The organism is Actinosynnema sp. NPDC049800 (assembly GCF_040656635.1).
Taxonomy (GTDB): Bacteria; Actinomycetota; Actinomycetes; order Mycobacteriales; family Pseudonocardiaceae; genus Actinosynnema.
On sequence record NZ_JBFAMT010000003.1, the window covers coordinates 371,522 to 392,748 of the forward strand.

General features: G+C 71.3%; 19 protein-coding genes and 1 pseudogene. 9 read left to right on the top strand and 11 right to left on the bottom strand.

What is annotated here, in order from left to right; genetic code table 11:
• Positions 1 to 2: 2 nt before the first annotated feature.
• Complete coding sequence (locus AB0I91_RS07065) at positions 3 to 1,025, bottom strand: M48 family metallopeptidase (RefSeq protein WP_498780636.1); 1,023 nt, start codon at positions 1,023 to 1,025, stop codon at positions 3 to 5.
• Positions 1,026 to 1,095: 70 nt separating this feature from the next.
• On the opposite strand from AB0I91_RS07065, the gene AB0I91_RS07070 reads away from it, so the two are divergent.
• Entirely contained in the window at positions 1,096 to 2,028 is a 933-nt protein-coding gene (locus tag AB0I91_RS07070; protein WP_498780634.1) for an alpha/beta hydrolase, read from the top strand.
• A gap of 290 nt (positions 2,029 to 2,318) precedes the next feature.
• Here AB0I91_RS07070 and AB0I91_RS07075 read toward each other — a convergent pair whose 3' ends face one another.
• The 3 genes and pseudogenes from AB0I91_RS07075 to AB0I91_RS07085 form a co-directional block, all read right to left on the bottom strand.
• The gene (locus AB0I91_RS07075) at positions 2,319 to 3,155 is read right to left on the bottom strand and encodes a serine hydrolase (protein ID WP_499613343.1); all 837 of its coding nucleotides are present in this window, start codon (positions 3,153 to 3,155) and stop codon (positions 2,319 to 2,321) included.
• A complete protein-coding gene (locus AB0I91_RS07080) occupies positions 3,152 to 3,775 on the bottom strand; it encodes a LysR family substrate-binding domain-containing protein (RefSeq protein WP_499635729.1) in 624 nt (207 codons plus the stop codon). Before AB0I91_RS07080 ends, AB0I91_RS07075 begins: the two co-directional genes overlap by 4 nt.
• A 189-nt stretch (positions 3,776 to 3,964) precedes the next feature.
• Positions 3,965 to 4,150, bottom strand: a pseudogene (locus AB0I91_RS07085) (LysR family transcriptional regulator); the annotation flags it as partial.
• A 29-nt stretch (positions 4,151 to 4,179) separates the two neighbouring features.
• Between AB0I91_RS07085 and AB0I91_RS07090 the strand changes: the two are divergent.
• Together AB0I91_RS07090 and AB0I91_RS07095 are read left to right on the top strand one after the other, a co-directional pair.
• Positions 4,180 to 5,103 carry an MBL fold metallo-hydrolase gene (locus AB0I91_RS07090; RefSeq protein WP_498780631.1) on the top strand — a complete coding sequence of 308 codons (924 nt, stop codon included), beginning with the start codon at positions 4,180 to 4,182 and terminating at the stop codon, positions 5,101 to 5,103.
• 17 nt (positions 5,104 to 5,120) lie between these two features.
• Entirely contained in the window at positions 5,121 to 5,543 is a 423-nt protein-coding gene (locus AB0I91_RS07095) for a hypothetical protein (protein WP_499635689.1), read from the top strand.
• Positions 5,544 to 5,550: 7 nt separating this feature from the next.
• Here the strand turns inward: AB0I91_RS07095 and AB0I91_RS07100 are convergent, their stop codons facing one another.
• Positions 5,551 to 6,132 carry a TetR/AcrR family transcriptional regulator gene (locus AB0I91_RS07100; protein WP_498780627.1) on the bottom strand — a complete coding sequence of 194 codons (582 nt, stop codon included), beginning with the start codon at positions 6,130 to 6,132 and terminating at the stop codon, positions 5,551 to 5,553.
• Positions 6,133 to 6,207: 75 nt separating this feature from the next.
• Between AB0I91_RS07100 and AB0I91_RS07105 the strand changes: the two genes are divergently transcribed.
• Both AB0I91_RS07105 and AB0I91_RS07110 read left to right on the top strand, forming a co-directional pair.
• Positions 6,208 to 6,849: a CatB-related O-acetyltransferase gene (locus AB0I91_RS07105; protein ID WP_498780625.1), complete on the top strand. Its 642-nt coding sequence runs from the start codon at positions 6,208 to 6,210 to the stop codon at positions 6,847 to 6,849.
• A gap of 77 nt (positions 6,850 to 6,926) precedes the next feature.
• Positions 6,927 to 8,837 (top strand): patatin, encoded by a 1,911-nt coding sequence (locus tag AB0I91_RS07110; RefSeq protein WP_499635692.1) that lies wholly within the window; start codon positions 6,927 to 6,929, stop codon positions 8,835 to 8,837.
• 9 nt (positions 8,838 to 8,846) lie between these two features.
• On the opposite strand, the gene AB0I91_RS07115 is transcribed toward AB0I91_RS07110, so the two are convergent.
• Positions 8,847 to 9,647, bottom strand: coding sequence for an SAM-dependent methyltransferase (locus tag AB0I91_RS07115; protein WP_499635695.1), 801 nt, complete (start codon positions 9,645 to 9,647; stop codon positions 8,847 to 8,849).
• Positions 9,648 to 9,800: 153 nt separating this feature from the next.
• Here AB0I91_RS07115 and lon point away from each other — a divergent pair, with 153 nt between their 5' ends.
• The gene (gene lon / locus AB0I91_RS07120) at positions 9,801 to 12,167 is read left to right on the top strand and encodes an endopeptidase La (protein WP_499635698.1); all 2,367 of its coding nucleotides are present in this window, start codon (positions 9,801 to 9,803) and stop codon (positions 12,165 to 12,167) included.
• A 281-nt stretch (positions 12,168 to 12,448) separates the two neighbouring features.
• Here the strand turns inward: lon and AB0I91_RS07125 are convergent, their stop codons facing one another.
• The 3 genes from AB0I91_RS07125 to AB0I91_RS07135 form a co-directional block, all read right to left on the bottom strand.
• Positions 12,449 to 14,086: a PstS family phosphate ABC transporter substrate-binding protein gene (locus AB0I91_RS07125; protein WP_499635701.1), complete on the bottom strand. Its 1,638-nt coding sequence runs from the start codon at positions 14,084 to 14,086 to the stop codon at positions 12,449 to 12,451.
• Positions 14,087 to 14,213: 127 nt separating this feature from the next.
• Entirely contained in the window at positions 14,214 to 14,609 is a 396-nt protein-coding gene (locus tag AB0I91_RS07130; protein WP_499619064.1) for an AMIN-like domain-containing (lipo)protein, read from the bottom strand.
• Positions 14,610 to 14,834: 225 nt separating this feature from the next.
• Entirely contained in the window at positions 14,835 to 15,665 is an 831-nt protein-coding gene (locus tag AB0I91_RS07135; RefSeq protein WP_499635704.1) for a polysaccharide deacetylase family protein, read from the bottom strand.
• 192 nt (positions 15,666 to 15,857) lie between these two features.
• Here AB0I91_RS07135 and AB0I91_RS07140 point away from each other — a divergent pair, with 192 nt between their 5' ends.
• Positions 15,858 to 16,385 (top strand): YbhB/YbcL family Raf kinase inhibitor-like protein, encoded by a 528-nt coding sequence (locus tag AB0I91_RS07140; RefSeq protein ID WP_499635707.1) that lies wholly within the window; start codon positions 15,858 to 15,860, stop codon positions 16,383 to 16,385.
• A 55-nt stretch (positions 16,386 to 16,440) separates the two neighbouring features.
• The gene (locus tag AB0I91_RS07145; protein ID WP_499635710.1) at positions 16,441 to 17,817 is read left to right on the top strand and encodes a mycothione reductase; all 1,377 of its coding nucleotides are present in this window, start codon (positions 16,441 to 16,443) and stop codon (positions 17,815 to 17,817) included.
• A gap of 134 nt (positions 17,818 to 17,951) precedes the next feature.
• Here AB0I91_RS07145 and AB0I91_RS07150 read toward each other — a convergent pair whose 3' ends face one another.
• Entirely contained in the window at positions 17,952 to 19,166 is a 1,215-nt protein-coding gene (locus tag AB0I91_RS07150) for an MFS transporter (RefSeq protein ID WP_499635732.1), read from the bottom strand.
• A gap of 125 nt (positions 19,167 to 19,291) precedes the next feature.
• Here AB0I91_RS07150 and AB0I91_RS07155 point away from each other — a divergent pair, with 125 nt between their 5' ends.
• Entirely contained in the window at positions 19,292 to 19,963 is a 672-nt protein-coding gene (locus AB0I91_RS07155) for a FadR/GntR family transcriptional regulator (protein ID WP_498780612.1), read from the top strand.
• Positions 19,964 to 20,267: 304 nt separating this feature from the next.
• Here AB0I91_RS07155 and AB0I91_RS07160 read toward each other — a convergent pair whose 3' ends face one another.
• Positions 20,268 to 21,176, bottom strand: a complete 909-nt coding sequence (locus AB0I91_RS07160) for a LysR family transcriptional regulator (protein ID WP_498780610.1) — start codon at positions 21,174 to 21,176, stop codon at positions 20,268 to 20,270.
• Between the last annotated feature and the right edge of the window lie 51 nt (positions 21,177 to 21,227).

The window sequence follows — 21,227 nt, forward strand, 5'->3', positions numbered from 1 at the left end:
GACTAGTCCGCTCCGGTGAACTTGCTGCGCACCCGGCCCGCCGCGCCCGCGAGCACGTCGCCGACCTCGTTGAAGACCTTCATCAGCGGGTCCTCGGACTCGGCCGCCGACTCCTTGTACGACCTGGCCGCGGACTTGATGTCCTCGGTGAACGAGCTCGTCGGCCGGTCGTCCTCGCGCCGCTGGTACGAGCCGGTCAGGATGGCGCGGTACTCCTCGCCCGCCGCCCACTTCTGCAGCTCGGCGGCGCGGACCACGGCCATCGGGTGGGTCAGCGGCCACGTGCGGATCAGCTTGAGCACGCTGTCGCGCACGTCCTCGACCTGCTCGTACTCCTTGGCCTGCTTGAGGAACTCGGCCGTGTCGACCTGGCTGAGGTCCATGCCGCCCGCCATGGCCACGTGCACGCGCAGCGCGGCGGCCGGGTCCTGCCCGCACAGCAGGCCGGCGCGGTCGCAGGACAGCTCGGTCTTGCGGTACCACTCGCGCAGCGCGGCGATGATCGCGGTGATCGCCCAGTAGCCGCCCGGCATCCAGCCCAGACCGTGCTGCAGCTGCATCAGCCGCTGCAGGATCGTCTGGTACAGCGCGTGCCCGGACAGCACGTGCCCCATCTCGTGCCCGATGGCGAACCGCAGGCCCTCCGCGTCCAGCAGCTCGATCAGGCCCGTGGTGAGCACGATGAACGGCTTGTCGATGCCCAGCGTCATGGCGTTGGGCACCGGGTCGCGCTTGACGAACAGCTCCGGCACCGGGTCGACGTCCAGCGTCGCCGCCGCCTCGAGCCGGAGCCGGTCCAGCTCCGGGTACTGCCTGGGGCCCACCCGGATGCTCGACGCCAGGTAGCCCAACCTCTCACCGCGTTCCGTGAACGCGCCCGCCACCGCCTGCAGCACCGGGCCGATGCCCGGCACCGCGCGCAAGACCGCCAACGCCCCCCGGTCGACCGGGTGCTCGTACGCACGCGGGCTGATGCCCGGGAACCGGACACGCGCGCTCGACCGTTCGATCTCCTCGCTGCTCATGGTTCCCACAGTGCCACGACCCGTGCCCCACATCTCCCCGATCGGACGAATCGACGTGCACACTGGCCTGGTGAACGCAGACGTGCTCGGCACCGACTACGAGACCCGCGCGCTGCCCTTGGGCGGCGGTGACACGACCGCGACCCTGGTCCGCCGTCGCGCGCAGCCGGCCGTCCGCGGCGCGGTGCTGTACGTGCACGGTTTCGCGGACTACTTCTTCCAGCGGCACGTCGCCGAGCACTTCACCGCGCGCGGCTTCGACTTCTACGCCATCGACCTGCGCGCGTACGGGCGGTCGTTGCGGCCGGGGCAGGTGGCGAACTACGTGACCGACCTGGCCGAGCACTTCGAGGAGATCGACGCCGCGGCACGGGTGATCCGTGAAGAGGACGGGCACCGGCACCTGGTGGTGATGGGCCATTCGACCGGAGGGCTCATCACGAGTTTGTGGGCGCACGAGCGGCGTTCGGACGACGTGCTGGACGCGTTGGTGCTCAACAGCCCTTGGTTGGACCTGGCCGAGCCGTGGCTGGTGCGGACGGTGGGGACGGCGTTGATCCGGGGTGTGGGTCGGGTGGCGCCGAAGCTGGTGCTCAAGCCCGGGCTGGGGCCGGTGTACGGCGAGAGCATCCACCGCGACCACCACGGGGAGTGGGACTTCGACACGACGTGGAAGCCGATCGAGGCTTTCCCGGTGCACGCGGGGTGGTTGCGCGCGATCCGTCGCGGTCAGGCCCGGCTGCACCGGGGGTTGGAGGTGGGGGCGCCGGTGCTGCTGCTGCGGTCGGGGCGCAGCCACCTCCACGCGAAGCGGTGGACGCCCGAGGCGATGACGGCGGACACCGTGCTGGACGTGGAGCACATGCGGGTGTGGGGGCCGAAGATCGGCAGGCAGGTCAGGGTGGTGCAGGTGGAGGGCGGTATGCACGACCTGTTCCTGTCCGCGGAGCCCGTGCGGTTGAGGGCGTTGGCCGAGGTGGACGAGTTCTTGGACGAGATTTGATGTGGGTGCGGTGTGGGGTGTCTGCGGCAAGGGCTGAAAGATCAAAAGATTGAAAGAGTCCTCGCCGGACGGGCAGATCAGCAGGATGACGGCGGGGTGGGTGGGTACGCGCCGGGTCCGTTGTTGGTCGGGTTTCGTGTCATCCCACCGACCTCCCTACGGGCTACCACACGTATCAAGGGGGCAGGTATAGGTGGAGGGGCGGGCAAGGGACGCACAGCCCCCTTGACACGCGCGGTAGGGCGGAGCCAGGTCGGCGGGATGACACGAAGCCCTTCTGTTGCACGGCTTCAGCGGAGGTGTTCGATGGCGAGTCTGGCGGCTGTGCCGATGACGGCGTCTGCTGGTGGCAGGGTGAAGGCGGTGCTCGCGCTGCGGGTGAAGACGGCGACGGCGTAGCGGCCGCCGTCCGGGTACTCGACGACGCCGATCTCGTTGCGGATGGTCGGGAGGGTGCCGGTTTTGCCGGCTACGCGGACGTCGTCGAAGGGGAAGCCGGAGGCCAGGCGGTGTGGCCAGACTTGAAGGGCCATGTTGCGGCGGATCGGGGCGCAGGCCTCGTGCTGCCAGACGTGCCGCAGCAGGGTGGTCAGGTCGCGTGCGGTGCCGCGGTTGGTTCGGGTCGGGTCCAGGGCGCGCAGTCGGGACAGGACGACGGGGTCGGTGAGGGCGGCCGGTGGTTCGGCGGGGACGGCGTCTTCGGCCATGGTGCGCATGAAGTCCCGTGCCCGGTGGACGATCCGCGTGTGGCTGAGGTGCAGTTCGTCCAGGGTGTGGTTGATGTCGTCCAGGCCGATGAGGTCGACGAGGGCGTCGGCGGCGGCGTTGTCGGAGACGGTGATGGCCAGGTAGGCCAAGTCGCGCAAGGACATCGTGACCGGGTCGAGCATGCCGCCCACGCCGGTGGGGCCGGTGCTGCGGTCGTGGTCGAGGGTGATCCGGGCGGTCAGGTCGTGGGTGCTGTGGTGCAGGGCGACGAGCAGTGGGACTTTGAAGACGCTGGCGAGGACGACCGGGTCGTCCGCGCCGACCGACAGTTCGCGGTCGGGGTGGTCGAGGTCGACGGCGTGGAGCTTGCCGGTGACGCCGGCGTCGGCGAACGCGGCGCGCACCCTGGCGGCGGTCATGACAGGTACTCCGCGGCCGGGCGGGGGTAGCGGGGCAGGGTGCCCTCCGCGTGGCGCATCCCTTGTGCGGTGAGGACTTCGGTGACGGCGTCGGCGAACGCGGTGACGGCGGGGGTTCGCCGGCCGCGTGGCCAGGCGGCCGAGGTGCGCCACAGGATCGGGTTGCCGCGCAGTGGTCGCCAGGCGGCGTCCGGTGGTGGGGTGATGCCGTCGTGCAGGGCGACCGCGCCGCCGGCCAGGACGAGCCCCAAGGCGAACTCCGGGTTGCCGGCTTGGTGGACGTCGGTGGGTGTGTAGCCGTGTCGGGCGCACGTGGTCAGCACCTCGTCGTGCAGGGCGGGTGCGGTGGTGCGGGGGAAGAGGACGAGGGCCAGGCCGTTCAGGTCGGCCAAGCGGACGTCCGGGGCGGTGGCCAGGGGGTGGTCGCGGGGCAGCAGGACGCCCAGCGGGCTGGTCAGGACCGGGCCGAGGCTCAGCCAGGAGACGTCGAACGGGAAGCGCAGGACGCCGACGTCCAGGCTCCGGTCGGCCAGGGCGCGGAGTTGTTCGGCGGTGCCGATCTCGCGGAGTTTCAGGTCGACGGGGCTGCGGTGGCGGAAGGCCGGGAGGAGTGCGGCCACGGCTCGTCCGCCCAGGTCCGGTGGGACGCCCGCGCGCAGTGAGCCGGCCTCGCCATGGCGGAAACGTTCGGCGAGCGCGCGGAGTCGGTCTTCGCCTGCGAGGAGGCCTCGGGCCTCGGTGAGGATCTGGCGGCCCGCATCGGTGAGGGCGACGTGCCGGGCGTCGCGGTCGAGGAGGCGGACGCCGAGTTCGCGTTCCAGGCGTTGGATGCTCTGCGACAGCGGCGGCTGGGACATGTGCAGGCGGGCCGCGGCTCGGCCGAAGTGCAGTTCCTCGGCCACGGCGAGGAAGTGCCGCAGGTGCCGGAGGAGGTCCACGAGCAGGGATGATAGCTGTTCGGATATCGCAGGCGTGGTGATATCGGACTTGGACACGTGCGGCTGGGCGCTGGTGTTGTTGTGGCATGTGCGTGAACAGGCGGCAGGTGTTGATCGGTTCGGCGGCGGTCGCGGTGGCGGGTGCGGGGTTGCCGGGGGTGGCGTTCGCGGCGGGGCGCAGCGGGGTGGGCTTGCGCTGGTTGGGCGTCGCCGGGTGGGAGTTGCTGTTCGACGGCCGGCGGGTGCTGATCGACCCGTACCTGAGCCGGTTGCCGGTGTTCGACCGGGACGGCGAGTTCATCCCCGACCACCCGTTGGCGGTGCGGAAGGAGTTGGTCGACCGGCACCTCGGTGAGCGGCCGGAGCTGGTGCTGGCCACGCACGGGCACTACGACCACTTGTTGGAGATCCCGTACGTGGTGGAGAAGCACGGTTCGCGGGTGATCGGCACCGAGACGCACCGGCACCTGTTGACGGCGCAGGGCGTGCCGGGTGACGACGTGGTCGTGGCGTCCGGTGGGGAGTACCTGGACTTCCACGGCTTCACCGTCCAGGTGTTCCGGAGCCTGCACAGCCAGTTCGGCTCGTACGGGTACTTCGCGCCGGGCAGCCTGACCGCGCCGCCGGAGGCGCCCACGACGATCAGCGACCTCGTGGAAGGCGGCTCGCTGGCGTACCTGATCACCGTGGGCGGGTTCTCGGTGCTGTTCCTGTCGGGCACGGCGAACTACGTCGAGCGGGAGATCGCGGGGCTGCGGCCGGACGTCCTCGTGCTGGGCATGAGCGGCCACGCGAACGTGCACGACTACACCGCGCGGGCGCTGCGGGCGACCCGGCCCAAGTTGCTCGTCCCGAGCCACCACGACGACATGGTGACCCAGTTGGACGATCCCGCCCTGCCGCCGCGCGGCAACCCCGCGGCGGCGGCGGAGTTGGCGGAGACGGCGCGGCGGATCGGCCTCGCGGCCCGGGTGCTGGACCCGGAAATCCTGCGCTGGTACGAGCTGTAGCGGCGTACGGTTCGCCCGTGGAGGCGAGTTGTGGACTGCACGGCGCCGGCATCGATCCCCGGCGCCTGGTCGGTCGGCGGTTGGCGCGGGTGGTCGCGGCTTGGCACCACTACGGCTCGGAGGTGCCGACCGACCCGTTGGACGTGTGGCTGGTGGACGACGAGGACGGGTGCACGCACGTCACGACCGGTTCGGACTGGTGCCTGATCGTGGAGGAGTCACCGCCCCACGAGGGCTATGACATGCAGGAGTACGGGCGGGTCGAGGTCGGGCCGATCGGCGGTGAGACGCCGTTCGCCCGTCACCTCGGGCAAGAGGTGCTCGCGGTCGCCCAGGAGCACGAACCGCGCACCGGGCGGATGGCGCTCGACCTCGCGTTCCCGTCGGGCCGCGTGCGGTGCCGGAGTCGGGAGGGCGATCTCCGGTTGTCCGGCGCTTGATCCCGGTTCAGAGCAGGCCGGCTCGGGCGGCGGCCAGGGCGGCTCGGGCGGAGCGCTCGGCGGTGGGGCGGTCGACCGGCTCGCCGGTGACGAAGATCCGGTGGTACAGCGGGGCGCAGGTGAGGCGGACGAGTTCGACCGGGTCGGCCTGCGGTGGGAGTTCGCCGCGTTCGACGGCGCGGGTGACGACCTTGGCCGCTTCGGCTTGGCGGGCGGCGTAGAAGCGGCGCTTCGCGTCCTGGGCGCGGGTGGACTGCTGTGCGGCGATGACGATCGCGATCGGGACGAGCCGGCGTTCCGGGTCGGCGAAGGTGTCCGCGATCTCGGTGGCGACGGCGATCAGGTCGCCCTCCAGCGTGCCGGTGTCGGGCACCGGCCACTCGGACTCGCGGGTGTGGTCGAGGGCGTCGGCGATGAGCACGTCGACCGTCCCCCACCGGCGGTAGACGGTGGTCTTGTGCACGCCCGCGCGTTCGGCGACGTTCTCCACCGTCATGCCGGCGTAGCCGTGCCGGGTCAGCTCGGCGTACACGGCTTCCAGGACGGCTTCGCGGACGCGTGCCGAGCGTCCACCCGGTCGTGAGGTCAACTGCAACTCCAGTTGCGTTAGTGGGCGAGTTGTGCCACTCTAACGCAACACGAGTCGCGTTAGGAGCCCTCCACTTTGATCCCAGACCCCACCGTCCTGCACCCGCTGCCGCACGCGGACCGCGTCGTCCAGCTCAAGCCGTTGGTGACGTCGCCGACGATCGAGGTCGGCGAGTACACGTACTACGACGACCCGGAGCACGCGCTGGAGTTCGAGACCCGCAACGTGCTCTACGGGTACGGCGCCGAGAAGCTGGTCATCGGCAGGTTCTGCGCGCTGGCCACCGGCACCAGGTTCATCATGGCCGGCGCGAACCACCTCAACATCGGCGTGTCGACGTTCCCGTTCACGATCTTCGGTGGCACGTGGGCCGAGCAGACGATGGACCTGATGACCGGCATGCAGACGCGGGGCGACACGGTGGTCGGCAACGACGTCTGGTTCGGCTACAACGCGCTCGTGATGCCGGGCGTGACGATCGGGGACGGCGCGATCATCGCGACCGGCGCCGTGGTGACGTCGGACGTGCCGCCGTACACGGTGGTGGGCGGCAACCCGGCCAAGCCGGTGAAGCGGCGCTACGCCGAGGAGGACGTGGCCCGGCTGCTGCGCGCCAAGTGGTGGGACTGGCCGATCGAGCTGGTGACCGAGCACGTCCGCACGATCATGTCCGGCACGCCGGCCGAGATCGAGCAGATCGCGCGATCCCAGCTGTGAACGCGCGAGTGAACAACCGATTGGTCTAGCGCCACACCGGCCGGCGGCACGAGACCATGGAGGCCGGGAGGTTCGCCATGGCCGAGGACTTCAACCGGTACTGCGACCTGACCATGCGGGGTGGGGCGGCCAGTGGCGTCGTCTACCCGTTGGCCGTCGTGGAGTTGGCCGGGCACTACCGGTTCCGGTCGTTGGGCGGTGCGTCGGCCGGTGCGATCGGGGCCGCCTTCACCGCCGCCGCGGAGAAGGGCCGGGACCGGGACGGGTTCCGCAAGCTCGGGGAGGTCGTCGACTGGTTCGCCGCGCCCGGCTGGCGGCTGGCCCAGCTCTTCCAGCCCAGCGAGCACACCCGCAAGCTGTACCGGATCGTGGCGGCCTCCATGCAGCGCCGCGACTCCACCGGGCGCAGCCCGCTCACGTGCCTCCTGCTGGCCCTGATCAGCGCGATCGGCTGGCGGGCACGGGCCTTCCTCGCCTTGGCGCTGGGGCTGTGGCTCATCGGTCCGACCCTGTGGTTCCACTCGATCGACTGGGGCGCCACGCCGACGTGGGCGCTGATCGGCCTCACCGTCGCGGCCCTCGTCGCCGTGCCCGGCATCGTGCTGAGAGTCCTGCCGAACGGCCGGGACGCGTGGTTGCGCCGCGTCGGCACCGCGCTGCTCCTGGTCGTCCCGCTGATCCCGGTCGCCCTGAGCACGCGCTGGACGGCCCCGAGCCTGGCGAGCGCCGCCACCGCCGCCGTGTGGTGGCTGGTGCTCGGGTTCGCGTTCGTCAGCGCGGTCGCCCTCACCTACGGCCTGGGCGCCAAGCGGTTCCTCGACCGGATGGCGACCACCATCCACTTCGGACTCATCCCGGGCACCGGCGCGTTCCGGCCGAACTTCTGGGACCGCCGGTGCGGCGTGCCCGCGTCGACCGGCGTGCCCCCGCTGAGCGACTGGATCGCCGACGTGCTGGACGACCTGTCCGGGACGACGGACCTGACGTTCGACGACCTGACCACCAACCTGGTCCTGATGACCACGGACCTGTCCGAGGGCCGCCCCTACCGCCTGCCGTTCACCGAACCGTCGGCCGCGTGGCTGTTCTGCCCGACGTGCCTGGGGACCGTCCTTCCGCCGCGGACCGTCGACAAGCTCGGCCACGACGCCTCGCGGCACCACTGCCCGCTGCACCCCGCCGAGACCCTGCACGTGCTGCCGAAGAACCTGCCGGTCGCGCTGGCCGTCCGGATGAGCATGCCGCTGCCCGGCCTGATCGCCGCGGTGCCGCTGGTGCGCGCCGAGCCGGAACCCCGCGTCCACTGGTTCTCCGACGGCGGCATCACCAGCAACTTCCCGATCCACTTCTTCGACAACCTGCTGCCGCGCTGGCCGACGTTCGGCCTGAGCCTGCAGTCCTACCCGCCCGGCGACGACCGGGACGTCTGGCTGCCCGAGCAGGACGCGTCCACCGGCGGCACGCCGTGGCGCGGCATCGGGCTGGTGCAGCACTTCGCGTCGGCGATCCTCAACACCATGCTCGACTGGCGCGACACGATGCAGTCCGCCCTGCCGGGCTACCGGGGACGGATCGCGCACGTCCGCGTCGGAGCCCTGGAAGGCGGCACGAACCTCTTCATGCGCCCGGAGACGATCCGCGCCCTGGCCGAACGCGGCGCCGAGGCCGGGCGGCTGCTGCGCACCCGGTTCACCGAGGACGACTCGACCAAGACCGACCGCTACCGCTGGATCCGCATGCGCCTGGCCATGCGCGAGTACCAGCAGCTGGCCGACCAGTCCGGCGACCGCGCCGCCCTCTACCGCGACCTCACCGCCCGCTACCGGATCCCCGAGGACCTGCACGCCTGGTTCACCACGCCACCCGACACCGACCCGAACGCGCGCGAGATCGGACTCACCCTCGACGCGCTGGGCGCGGTGCCCGCGGGCCCGTTCGACGGCGAGCCGCCGATCGACCCGGACCTCCGCCTCACCCCGCCCGAGTGACGGACGCCGTCAGACCTTCTTCCCGACCCCCGCGTACGCGTTGATGTAGGCGTCGTCCGAATCCGGCCACCACTCGCTCAACGGCACCACGCCGGGCTCCACGACCTCCAGCCCGTCGAAGAAGGTGGCGACCTCCGCACCGGTCCGCAGCACCAGCGGGCTGTCCGTGCGGCGGTAGATGGCGTTGACCTGCTCGCCGCTCTCCCGCCCCTCCTGCGACACGCCGTCCCAGCTCGCGTGCGAGATTGCCACGAAGCTGCCCGGCGCCAGCACGTCCCGGTACCGGGCGATGGCCGCGGCCGGCTCGTCCTCGTCCGGCACGAAGTGCAGCACGGCGACCATCAGCAGCCCGATCGGCCGGTCGAAGTCGAGCACCGACCGCACCTCGTCGTTCTCCAGCACGGAGTCCGGGTCGCGCAGGTCCGCCTGGATCGCGCTGGCCAGCGGGTTGTCCGCCAGCAACGCCGTGCTGTGCGCCACGGCCACCGGCTCGACGTCCGCGTACACCACCCGTGCCGCCGGGTTGGTCTGCTGGGCGATCTCGTGCACGTTGCCGACCGTCGGGATGCCCGACCCCAGGTCGAGGAACTGGTCGATGCCCTGCGACAGCAGGTACCGCACCGCCCGCCGCAGGAACGACCGGTTGGCCCGGGCCGCGCCGGACATGCCGGGGAAGATCTGCTCGACCGACTTCGCCGCCTCGCGGTCCACCGCGAAGTTGTGCGACCCGCCCAGGAAGTAGTCGTACATCCGGGCCGCGCTCGGCCGGTCCAGGTCCACCGAAGACGGAACCCAGCTCGCCTGCTCCATGCGCACATCTCCTCGTCAGCCGACCGCGTGATCGTCGCGGCGCCATCCACGGGGCACAACCCCCGAATGGACGCTCGCTCTGGGCGAACACCTACCGGAAACAAACCCACGCTCATCTTGGTTGAGCCAGTCAGACTCAACTTTGGAGGGATCATGGGCGAGACGTTGGCGCTGCCGGTGCTGCCGCTGGACGACGTGGTCGTGCTGCCGGGCATGGTCGTGCCGATCCGCCTCAGCGGCTCGGACGCCACCGCCGAGGCCCGCGCCGCGATCGAGGCCGCGACGGCGACGGGCGGTCAGTCGAAGGTCCTGCTGGTGCCCCGGCTGGACGGCAAGTACGCCAAGGTGGGCACGCTGGCCCTGATCGAGCAGGTCGGCAGGCTCTCCGGCGGCGAGCGCGCGGCCGTCGTGCGCGGCACCGAGCGGGTGCGCATCGGCACCGGCACCACCGGCCCCGGCGCGGCGCTGTGGGTCGAGGCGACCATCGCGGACGAATCACCGGTCGACGACCACACCCGCGAACTGGCCCGCGAGTACCGGGGGCTGGTCACCACGATCCTCCAGCAGCGCGGCGCGTGGCAGGTGGTCGACTCGGTGCAGCAGGTGGACGACCCGTCCGCCCTCGCCGACCTCGCCGGCTACGCCTCGTACCTCAGCGACGAGCAGAAGGTCTGGCTGCTGGAGACCAGCGACGTCACCGAGCGGCTCGAGAAGCTGCTGGAGTGGGGCCGCGAGTACCTGACCGAACTCGACGTCGCCGAGACCATCCGCAAGGACGTCAAGGAAGGCGTCGAGAAGCAGCAGCGCGAGTTCCTGCTGCGCCAACAGCTGGCCGCGATCCGCAAGGAACTGGCCGAGCTCGACGGCAAGCCCGCCACCGAGGAGCAGGACTACCGAGCCCGCGTCGAAGGCGCCGACCTGCCGGAGAAAGTCCGCGAGGCCGCCCTGGCCGAGGTCGACAAGCTCGAACGGACCTCCGAGCAGTCACCCGAGGTCGGCTGGATCCGCACCTGGCTCGACACCGTCCTCGACCTGCCGTGGAACGAACGCACCGAGGACGCCTACGACATCGCGGGCGCCCGCGCCGTCCTGGACGCCGACCACGCGGGCCTGGACGACGTCAAGGAACGCATCACCGAGTACCTGGCCGTCCGCCGCCGCCGCGCCGACCGCGGTCTCGGCGTCGTGGGCGGCCGCCGTTCCGGCGCGGTCCTGGCCCTGGTCGGACCTCCCGGCGTCGGCAAGACCTCCCTCGGTGAATCCGTCGCCCGCGCGATGGGCCGCAAGTTCGTCCGGGTGGCCCTGGGCGGCGTCCGCGACGAAGCCGAGATCCGCGGCCACCGCCGCACCTACGTGGGCGCGCTGCCGGGCCGGATCGTCCGGGCCATCTCCGAAGCGGGCTCGATGAACCCGGTCGTCCTCCTGGACGAGATCGACAAGGTGGGCGCCGACTACCGCGGCGACCCCACCGCCGCCCTCCTCGAAGTCCTCGACCCGGCCCAGAACCACACGTTCCGCGACCACTACCTCGAAGTCGAACTGGACCTCTCCGACGTCGTCTTCCTCGCCACCGCCAACGTCCTGGAATCCATCCCGGGTCCCCTGCTGGACCGCATGGAACTGGTCCAGCTCGACGGCTACACGGAGGACGAGAAGGTCACCATCGCCCGCGACCACCTCCTGCCGCGCCAGGTCGAACGCGCCGGCCTCACCCCCGAGGACGTCACGATCACCGAGCCGACCCTGCGCAAACTGGCCGGCGAGTACACCCGTGAAGCAGGTGTCCGGCAGCTGGAACGCGCGCTCGCACGCATCCTCCGCAAGGTGACCGCACGCGTCGCCCTGGACGAATCCACCCTGCCGGTCACCGTCGACATCCCGAACCTCCGGACCTACCTGGGCTCGCCCAAGCACACCCCGGAGTCCGCCGAGCGCACTGCCGTCCCGGGCGTCGCCACGGGCCTGGCCGTGACCGGAGCCGGCGGCGACGTGCTCTTCGTGGAGGCCTCACTGGCATCCGCGGGGACCGGCGCGTCCGGCGTCACCCTGACCGGCCAACTGGGCGACGTGATGAAGGAGTCGGCCCAGATCGCCCTCTCCTACCTGCGCTCCAACGACGAACGAGCCGAAGTCCTGGCAGACCGCGGCGTCCACATCCACGTCCCAGCCGGCGCCGTGCCCAAGGACGGCCCTTCAGCAGGCGTCACCATGACCACGGCGCTCGCCTCCCTGCTCTCCGGCCGCCCGGTCCGCTCCGACGTCGCCATGACCGGCGAGGTCTCCCTGACGGGCCGCGTCCTCCCCATCGGCGGCGTCAAGCAAAAGCTGCTGGCCGCCCACCGCGCCGGCATCACCACCGTCCTCCTGCCCAAGCGCAACGAACCGGACCTCGACGACGTCCCGGACTCGGTCCTGGCCGAACTGACCGTCCACCTCGTCACCGACGTCCGCGAAGCCCTCGACCTAGCCCTCCAACCAACCACCACAACCACCAACACCACCACCACCGCAGCCGCCTAACCCCAACCCCAACCCTCACCACCACCACAACGGACCCGCAGCGCACCCTCAGAGGCCCGATTTGACATGGGTTCGGGTGCTTTAGGCTGGTCGAAGCCGGCAGGCCTGGCGGGACGCTTTTCCCCGCCGGGCCTGCCGGCTTTGGCCTGCCTGGAGTGCCCGTAAGGGCCCCATGTCAAATCGAGCCGGACCGGACCCACACCGCCCACACCGCCCCGCCAACTCGAACCGGACTCACCCCCGAGCCGCCCTCAACCACCGCACCACCCGCCCGCCCGCATTCACCTCAGATTGCACAAATCCAACGGCACCCCATCCGCCGTCACACACGGCAGGTACCCGGCATCCTTCATCCGCACCCGAGCCCCGTCGTGCTCCCGCACGTACGCCACGAACCGCGCGACCAACGACCCCGACGCCGGCTCCGACCGCGTGTACAAGTACTCCACCGTCCAGAACGGGTAGCCCGCCTCCACCCCCGCCGCCGCGTCGAACACCTTCCCGCCCAACGACAACGCGGTCAACGCGTTCGTCTTGCGGGCCTCCGCCACCGAAGGCGCGTCCGCGTACCCGATCGCACCCTCCACCGCGCCGATCTCCCGCACCACGTCCGCGTTCTTGTCCCGCTCGCACCGGATCACCGGGGCCTCCGGCGCGCGGTCCTTCGCCCGGCAGTCGTTGGACGACAACGCGCTCTCACTCGTACCCAGCACCCGCCGCTCGAACAGCTCCCGCGTCCCCGACTCACCACCCCTGCCCACAATCCGGATCGGCAACGGCGAACCACCCCGCAGCTGGCTCCAATCCGTGTAGACCCCCGCGTAGATCCCGCGCAGCTGCTCCACCGTGATGCTGTCGAGCCCGACCGAGCTGTGCACCACCACGTGGTAGACCACGATCGCCAGCTGCTGCGCGAAAACGCCCTGCACCTCCTGCTTGCCGTCCGACAGCGCCACCACGCCCTCCTCACCCCCGGCCACCTCGCGCACGCCTTGGATGCTCCCCGTGGCGGACGTGGTGATCTCCGCACCGGGGCAGGCCCGCTCGTACTGGTCGGCGATGGTGGCCATGGTCGGCATGAACACGCTCGACCCCTCGACCCGCACCTTGCCCGACGCGCACGCCACCGTCGCGTCGTTCGAACCCGGCGGCCACGCCAGCACCAGCACCAGCACCGCCGCCAGCAACGCGGCCAGGCCACCGGTCAACCGGGGCAGGGTGAGCAGCCGCTCCGGGCGCTCGTCGTGCACGATCCCCGCGCCCCCGAGGCTGCCGACGACCTTCACGTCCTTGCCGAGCTCGCCCTTCGGCTTGCCGTCCGGCTCACGCAGCACCACCAGCAGCTTGAACTTCTGCTTGCGCCGCAGCACGAGCTTCTCCAGCCGCACGCCGTGCCAGACCGGCTCGCCCGGCGGGTCCGCCGGCACCGCCAGCCCACCCCACTTGGCCACCCGCTGCGCCATCCGCTCGCGCACCGTCGGCAGCGACGCCTTCGCCGGACTCGCCTCCGAGCCGAAGAACTGCAGGCTGCGCCGGATCTCGGCCTTCAGCTCCTCCGAGCCCGCCTCGGACACCCTGGCGTTCCACACGATCCGGTCGCCGAAGGTGAACGTCAGCGGCTTGTCGAAGTCCTCGCCGTCGATGTCGTAGCTACCGGTGTTGCGCACCCGGATCACCACGATGCTCATCCGGTCCAGCACCCGCACCAGTTCCCTCAGCTGGGGCGAGTTCGGGTCGGTCCCGTCGTGCAACTGCTCGGGCCCGAGACCGATCTTGGAGTTGTAGAGCACCCGGAACCCGAGCCGCTTGCGGCGCACGAAGAGCCGGTCGATGACCGGCGTCGCGAACAGCAGCCCGATCGCGAGCAGCACCGGACCGGGACCACCGAGGAAGTCCAACGCGGAACGCAGCACCTGCACACCGAATTCTCGGTCGGCGGACCGACCGAGAACCGGGTCATCGCCGGGAGTTCACCGTGACTTCACTGGACGTCAAGGGAGTCCGGCCGTTCGAACCACCTACTCAGTGCCGACTTCGAACCACCTATCAGTGCCCGACGTCGATGACCACGCGGGTCGGCGAGTCGAGCAGGAACACGCGGTGCCACGAGTCGCGCCGCATGCCGAGCCCGACGGTGAGGTTGGCCTCGAAGTCACCCGTGATCGCGAACGCCTGGACGTTGGTCAGCGCGGGCGTCTCGAACCGCCGGGGACCGGTGTAGGTCGGGTTCCCGTTGTCGTCGTGCGCTGCGGCCGGCGCGAGCCGCACCTCCAGGAAGTAGGCGCCCGGCAACGAGACCGGGTTGCCGGAACCGTCCTCGTAGAGCTGGTCGACGCTCCGGATGAAGAACTCCGGCCGGTGACCGTCGAGGTCGAGCACGACCCGGTCGAACCCGACGTGTCTGCCCGTGCGCACCCCGATCAACACCGGCGTTTGCGTCATCGACGACACACCCGTCGCCCCCAACACACGCGACCCACCGGACACCGCCGACCCACCCGACGCACCAGACCCGCCGGACACGCCCGACGCCGCGGCCGGAACCGCGACCCCGACCGCGGCCATGGCGAACACGAGCACTGCGAGTTTCCTGAAACGGCTGTTCATGACGTCCTCCAAGGGCTCTCCCGGCTGACTGCCGGTACACCCCTAGAGACGTGTCGCACGTCACACGGTTGCCTGCGGATCGGCCAGGAAGTCACCCAGCACGACCGGCGTCACCCCGTCCAGCTTGCAGCGCTCCAGGAACGCCAGGAAGTCCTGCACGAACGTGTGCCGGAAGTGCATCAGCACGATGTCGCCCGCGTTCAGCCGACCACCTGCCTGGAACTGCACGACGCCGTCGTTGACCGCCGCCGTCCACATGACCAACGCGGTGAACCCGCAGTCGGCGGCCGCCCGGCGCGTGGTGTGGTCGAAGTTGCCGAACGGCGGGCGGAACAGCTTCGGCCGCGCCCCGAGCTGCACCCGGAGCAGCTCGGCGTTGCCGCAGATCTCACCGCGCTGGAAGTCGTAGGACGTGCCCGTCAGGTCGGGGTGCGTCGCCGTGTGCGCGTGGACCGTCGCGAGACCCTCGAACCCCTTGAAGTAGTCGGCGTGCCCGTCCACGTGCTTCGAGTTCAGGAACAGGGTCGGCTCGACACCGCTCTTGCGCATCAGCTCGGCCGCGGCCGGGTGGCGGACCGCGCCGTCGTCGATCGTGACGAACACGTACGGCCGGTCGGTCTCGATCCGCCGGACCACGGGCACCATGCCGTCCACGATCGGCGGCACGTGCTGCTGGGGCGTGCCGAAGACGTACGGCCGCTGGAACACGGGAATGGTGGTCCCGCCGGGGCCGGGCACGGCCGTCGGCGGCGTGGTGGTCGTGGTCGTCGTGGCGGTCGTCGTCGCGGCGACGGCCGCCGCCGACGGGACCTGCCGTGGTTCCGGCTGCGACGAACACGCGCACAGCACCGCGACGACGGCGGCCAGGACCGCCACTCCCCTGGGTCTCATCCGGGCTTCCCCCTCGAACGGGCGTCACCCATCCAGGTGACGCTCACTCGATTGGAGACGCCACGAGGATCACTCAGGTTGCTCACGGATTCGAGCGTCACCCCTGGCGACCTCCGGCGCACCCTCGCTGCGGCACTTCCACCCCGGAGATAGGGTCGGGCGGGTCCCGCAAGATCACGTGTGGAGGACCTGATGAGCCTCGAACGCCCCGTCGCGCCCGATCCCTACGCGCTGCTGCCGCAGGTGGCGTCGTTCACCCTCAGCTCGACCGACGTGTCCGACGGCCAACCCCTGGCGGACGCGCAGGTTTTCGAGGGCGGCAACACCTCGCCGCAGCTGAGCTGGACCGGGTTCCCGGAGGAGACCAAGAGCTTCGTGGTCACCTGCTTCGACCCGGACGCGCCGACGCCCTCGGGCTTCTGGCACTGGGTCGCGGTGGACCTCCCGGCGTCCGTCACCTCCCTCGACACCGGCGCCGGCGCCTCGGACGACACGCTGCCCGCCGGCGCGTTCCACGTGCGCAGCGACTTCGGCACCCGCGCGTTCGGCGGGGCCGCCCCGCCGCCCGGCGACCAGGTGCACCGGTACTACTTCGTGGTGCACGCCGTCGACGTCGACCGACTGGACGTGGACGGCGACGCCTCCCCCGCCGTGGTCAGCTTCAACCTCGCGTTCCACACCCTGGCGCGGGCGATCCTCGTGCCGACCTACGCCCACTGAACGATCGACGCCGACCCCGGGAACAAGTGCCTCACGTCGCGGGTTGCAGCACGACGTGAGGCACTTCGACCTGGTCATCATCGGCACCGGTTCCGGCAACTCCATCGTGGACGAGCGGTTCGCCGGCTGGAACATCGCGATCGTCGAGAAGGGTGTGTTCGGCGGCACGTGCCTGAACGTCGGGTGCATCCCCACCAAGATGTTCGTGCACACCGCGGACGTCGCCGCCGCACCCTCCTCGGGCGCGCGGCTCGGCGTCGACGCCCACCTGGACGGCGTGCGGTGGACCGACGTGCGCGACCGGATCTTCGGCCGGATCGACCCCATCTCCGAGGGTGGCCGCCGCTGGCGGGCCGAGGAGAACGCCAACGTCACCGTCTACGAGGGCACGGCCCGGTTCACCGGCCCCAAGACCCTCGACACGGGCACCGGCGAGGTGATCACCGCGGACCGGTTCGTGCTCGCCGCGGGCAGCCGGCCGGTGGTCCCGGACGTCGCCGACCTCGACTCCGTCGGCTACCACACCAGCGACACGGTCATGCGGCTCGACGCCCTGCCCCCTCGCCTCACCATCCTGGGCAGCGGTTTCGTGGCGGCCGAGTTCGCGCACGTGTTCTCGTCCTTCGGCGTGCAGGTGACCGTGGTCGGGCGGTCCGACCTGCTCCTGCGCCACGAGGACCGCGAGATCGCCACCCGGTTCACCGAGACCGCCGCGCAGAAGTGGGACGTGCGGCTCAAGCGCAAGGCGGTGCGGGCCGAACGGGTCGACGGCGTGGTGCGGCTGCACCTGGAGGGCCCGGACGGCGCGGAGGTCGTGGAGTCCGAGGAGCTGCTGGTCGCGGTCGGCCGCACGCCGAACTCGGACCTGCTCGACCTGGCCGCCACCGGCGTCGACGTGCACCCCGACGGTCGCGTGGTCGTCGACGAGCACCAGCGCACGTCCGTCGAGGGCGTCTACGCGCTCGGCGACATCAGCTCCGAGTACCAGCTCAAGCACGTGGCCAACCACGAGGCGCGGGTCGTGCAGCACAACCTGCTGCACCCGGACGAGCCGATCTCCTCCGACCACCGGTTCGTGCCGGCGGCCGTCTTCTCCTCGCCGCAGATCGCGTCGGTCGGGTTGACCGAGGAGCAGGCCGTCGAGCGCGGCGTGCGCTACGTGACGGCGGCGCAGGCCTACGCGTCGATCGCGTACGGCTGGGCGATGGAGGACACGACCGGGTTCGCGAAGGTGATGGCCGACCCCGACACGGGCCTGATCCTGGGCGCGCACGTGATCGGGCCGCAGGCGTCGAGCGTGATCCAGCCGGTGATCCAGGCGATGAGCTTCGGCCTGGACGCCCGGACGATGGCGCGCGGGCAGTACTGGATCCACCCGGCGATGCCCGAGGTCATCGAGAACGCGCTGCTCAACCTGCCCCTGACGGACTGAGCGCCCCGCGCCCCGCGGCCACGAGCACCAGCACCAGCACCACAAGATGGAGACCCGGTCGTACCCCTCGTGCGACCGGGTCTCCGTTCTGTCCGTAACCGACACATCGTGCCGGGAAGACGAGGCGTTATCAGCTACACCGTGCGCGGCCGACCGGCGACCCACCCGAGCCCGGTCAGCACGACCAGCAGCCCCACCAGGACCAGCATCGACATCGTCCAGGTGCCGGTGGCACCGCGCAGCACCCCGAACGCGAACGGTCCGGCGGCCGAGATCAGGTAGCCGATGCTCTGCGCCATCGCCGAGAGCCGCGCCGTGTCCGCACCGGTCGACGTGCGCAACGAGATCATCACCAGCGCGAGCGGGAACATGCCCATCCCCACGCCGATCAGCACGACCCACAACCCGGGCGCCGCGCCAGGAGCCAGGGCGAGGCCCAGCACGCCCAGCACCGACAGCACGCCCAACACCAGCACCAGCCACGACTGCCCGGACCACCGCGCCGCCAGCGGGGGCACGACCAGGCTCACCGGCACGCCCAGCACCATCGTGATGGCCAGCAGCAGCCCGGCCGTCGTCCGGTCCACCCCGGAGTCGACCAGGATCTGCGGCAACCAGCCCATCACCGTGTAGGCCAGCAGCGACTGGAGCCCGAAGAACACCGTGATCACCCAGGCCAACGGGCTGCGGAACAACGACCGGCCGGCCTTCACCGACCGCGTCACCGGCCGTGCGGCCAACCCGTGCCGGGCACCCGCCAGCCACACCAGCAGAGCCGCCGCCGACAGGAACGCCCAGGCGCCGACCGCCAGCCGCCACGACCCGAACGCCGACTCCAGCCCCGGCGTGAACGCCGCGCCGACCGCTGCCCCGGCCGCCAGCGCGGCGGTATAGACGCCGGTCACCAGGCCCACCCGGCCCGGGAACGACTCCTTCACCACCACGGGGATCAGCACGTTGCACACCGCGATGCCCGCGCACGCGATGAACGTGCCGCCGAGCACCGCCACCGGCCCGTCCACCACCCGCAGCACCAGGCCGACCGTCAGCACCAGCAACGACAGCGCGACCGCCCGGGCCATCCCGAACCGCCGCCCCAGCCAGGGCGCGAGGAACGCGGCGAACCCGAAGCACAGCGTCGGCACGGCGGTCAGCAGGCTCGTCCACGCGGTCGACACGCCGAGCGACGTGCGCACGTCACCGAGCACGGAGGCCAGGCTCGTCACGGCCGGGCGGAGGTTCGCGGCGGCCAGCGCTACGCCGATCGCCAACAGGGTGCTGCCGACCAGGGCAACTTGACGGCTCCGACGCCCCTCACCCACGGCAGTGCGGCCAGGATGGTCGGCGATCGTCGCATTGGCATCGCCATCGGTGGCAATGTGGGCAGTCGACGGTGACCAGTCTGGCCGGGTCTGCTGGATTGGCACCTGGCTACTATCGCAGACATGGGATGTTCGGATGAAAGGATGACGCTGTGCCGTTGGCCACTACTCGGCGGGCCGGGCTCGTCGACCAGGTGATCGACCAGATGAGGGGAGCGATCGCCGCCGGTGAATGGCCGGTCGGCCGCCGCATCCCACCGGAGCCGGAGCTGGTCACCGCCCTGGGCGTGGGTCGCAACACCGTGCGGGAGGCCGTGCGCGCCCTGTCGCACGCGGGGCTGCTGGAGGTGCGCCAGGGCGACGGCACGTTCGTCCGCGCGACCAGCGAGCTGTCCGGCGCGGTCCGCCGGTTGTGCGGCAGCGAGCTGCGCGAGGTGCTCCAGGTGCGCCGGACGCTGGAGGTGGAGGGCGCCCGCCTGGCCGCGACCCACCGCACCGACGAGGAGCTCCGCAAGCTCGAGGAGCTGCTGGCCGAGCGGGACGCCGCGCTGGCCGCGAAGGAGTGGGCCCGGCTGGTGGAGCGGGACACCGCGTTCCACGTGATGCTCGTGCAGTGCTCGCACAACACCCTGCTGGCCGAGCTGTACCAGGGCCTGACCGAGGCGGTCCGGGCCAGCATCACGGCCACCGTGGAGACCGACCACGAGGACGACCACGTGTCGCACACCGGTCTGCTCGACGCGGTCCGCGACCGTGACGCGGCCCGTGCGGCGGCCGAGGCGGGAGGCTTCCTGGAGGAGTTGCTGGAGCGGCACAAGGACTGAACCGCGGTCCGCGACCGCGGCAGCCGCGGCACCACGCCGTTGCGGGGCGAGGTCCCGCAGGCCTACCACGACCTGCGGGCAGGTCTCACCGGCGTGCGCCCTTCCGGGCGTGCCAAGGCGGTAAGGGCTTTCACCACGGGGCGGAGACCTCCCACGGCGGCGGAGTTCCGCAGGAGGCCTCCTGGTGAATGGCTTGACCGGGTCCAGACCCACGACCCCCGACGACCCACTTCGATAGTCGTCGCAATTGCGCCCGCCGCAACCGTCGGTTGCCCGATCGTTATCTGCGGCCCCGGAACCGGCCTCAAGCGGTCTCCCGCTGCTCCCAGCAGTCCCGCAACGCCGCCAGGGTCGCGGTCACGGCGGGACGGCGGCCGGCCTGCGTGCGCCACACCGCGAACACCCGACGCGTCGGCGTCGGCCGGAACGGCACCGCGCGCACCGAGTCCGGCAGCGCGCCACGGCCGAGCCGGGGCAGCAGCGCCACGCCGATCCCCTTGGCCAGCAACGCCAACTGCGTCTCGTACTCGGCGATCCGGTAGGCCAGGTCGGGTTCCATGCCCGCGCCGCGGAAGGTGTTCACCAGCCAGTCGTGGCAGATCGTGCCCTCCGGCTGGCAGATCCACCGCTCGCCCGCCAGGTCCTCCGGCACCACGCTCTCCCGCTGCGCCAACGGGTGCGCGACGGGCAGCAGCACGTCGGCGACGTCCTCGCCGAGCCGCACCCGCGACACGGGCTCGGGCACGGCCAGCGGCGCGTTGACCCAGTCGTGCGTGACGGCCAGGTCCAGCTCGCCGCGCGCCACCGCCTCCAGGCAGTCCGGCGGGTCGAGCTCGACCAGGCGCACGTCCAGCTGCGGGTGCCGCTCGGCCAGCCGCACCACCGCCGCGGGCAGCAGGCCGCGCGCGGCGGTGGCGAACGCGCCGACCCGCAACTCGCCGACGGCCGCGCCGCGCTGCTCCTCCAGCGCCACCTCGGCGTGCTCGACCAGCGCGAGCACCTGCCCGGCGGTGGCCGACAGCAGGTGCGCGGCGTCGGTCAGCGCGACACCGCGGCCACGGCGTTCCAGCAGCGTGGTGCGGGTCTCCCGTTCCAGCTTGGCGATCTGCTGCGACACCGCCGACGGGGTGTAGCCCAACGCCGTGGCCGCCGCGCCGACCGAGCCGTGCTGCGCCACGGCGTGCAGGGCGCGGAGCCGTCCGAGATCAAGCATGTAGCAATGCTAAACCGAAACCTTCAGCACTCGTCGCTGGTCCTAAACGAT

Coding starts and splice junctions, on each gene's coding strand:
- AB0I91_RS07065 (WP_498780636.1), bottom strand. CDS start 1,025: ATGAGCAGCGAGGAGATCGAACGGTCGAGCGCGCGTGTCCGGTTCCCG.
- AB0I91_RS07075 (WP_499613343.1), bottom strand. CDS start 3,155: ATGACCGCCGCCAGGGTGCGCGCCGCGTTCGCCGACGCCGGCGTCACC.
- AB0I91_RS07090 (WP_498780631.1), top strand. CDS start 4,180: ATGTGCGTGAACAGGCGGCAGGTGTTGATCGGTTCGGCGGCGGTCGCG.
- AB0I91_RS07110 (WP_499635692.1), top strand. CDS start 6,927: ATGGCCGAGGACTTCAACCGGTACTGCGACCTGACCATGCGGGGTGGG.
- AB0I91_RS07115 (WP_499635695.1), bottom strand. CDS start 9,647: ATGGAGCAGGCGAGCTGGGTTCCGTCTTCGGTGGACCTGGACCGGCCG.
- lon (WP_499635698.1), top strand. CDS start 9,801: ATGGGCGAGACGTTGGCGCTGCCGGTGCTGCCGCTGGACGACGTGGTC.
- AB0I91_RS07130 (WP_499619064.1), bottom strand. CDS start 14,609: ATGACGCAAACGCCGGTGTTGATCGGGGTGCGCACGGGCAGACACGTC.
- AB0I91_RS07135 (WP_499635704.1), bottom strand. CDS start 15,665: ATGAGACCCAGGGGAGTGGCGGTCCTGGCCGCCGTCGTCGCGGTGCTG.
- AB0I91_RS07140 (WP_499635707.1), top strand. CDS start 15,858: ATGAGCCTCGAACGCCCCGTCGCGCCCGATCCCTACGCGCTGCTGCCG.
- AB0I91_RS07160 (WP_498780610.1), bottom strand. CDS start 21,176: ATGCTTGATCTCGGACGGCTCCGCGCCCTGCACGCCGTGGCGCAGCAC.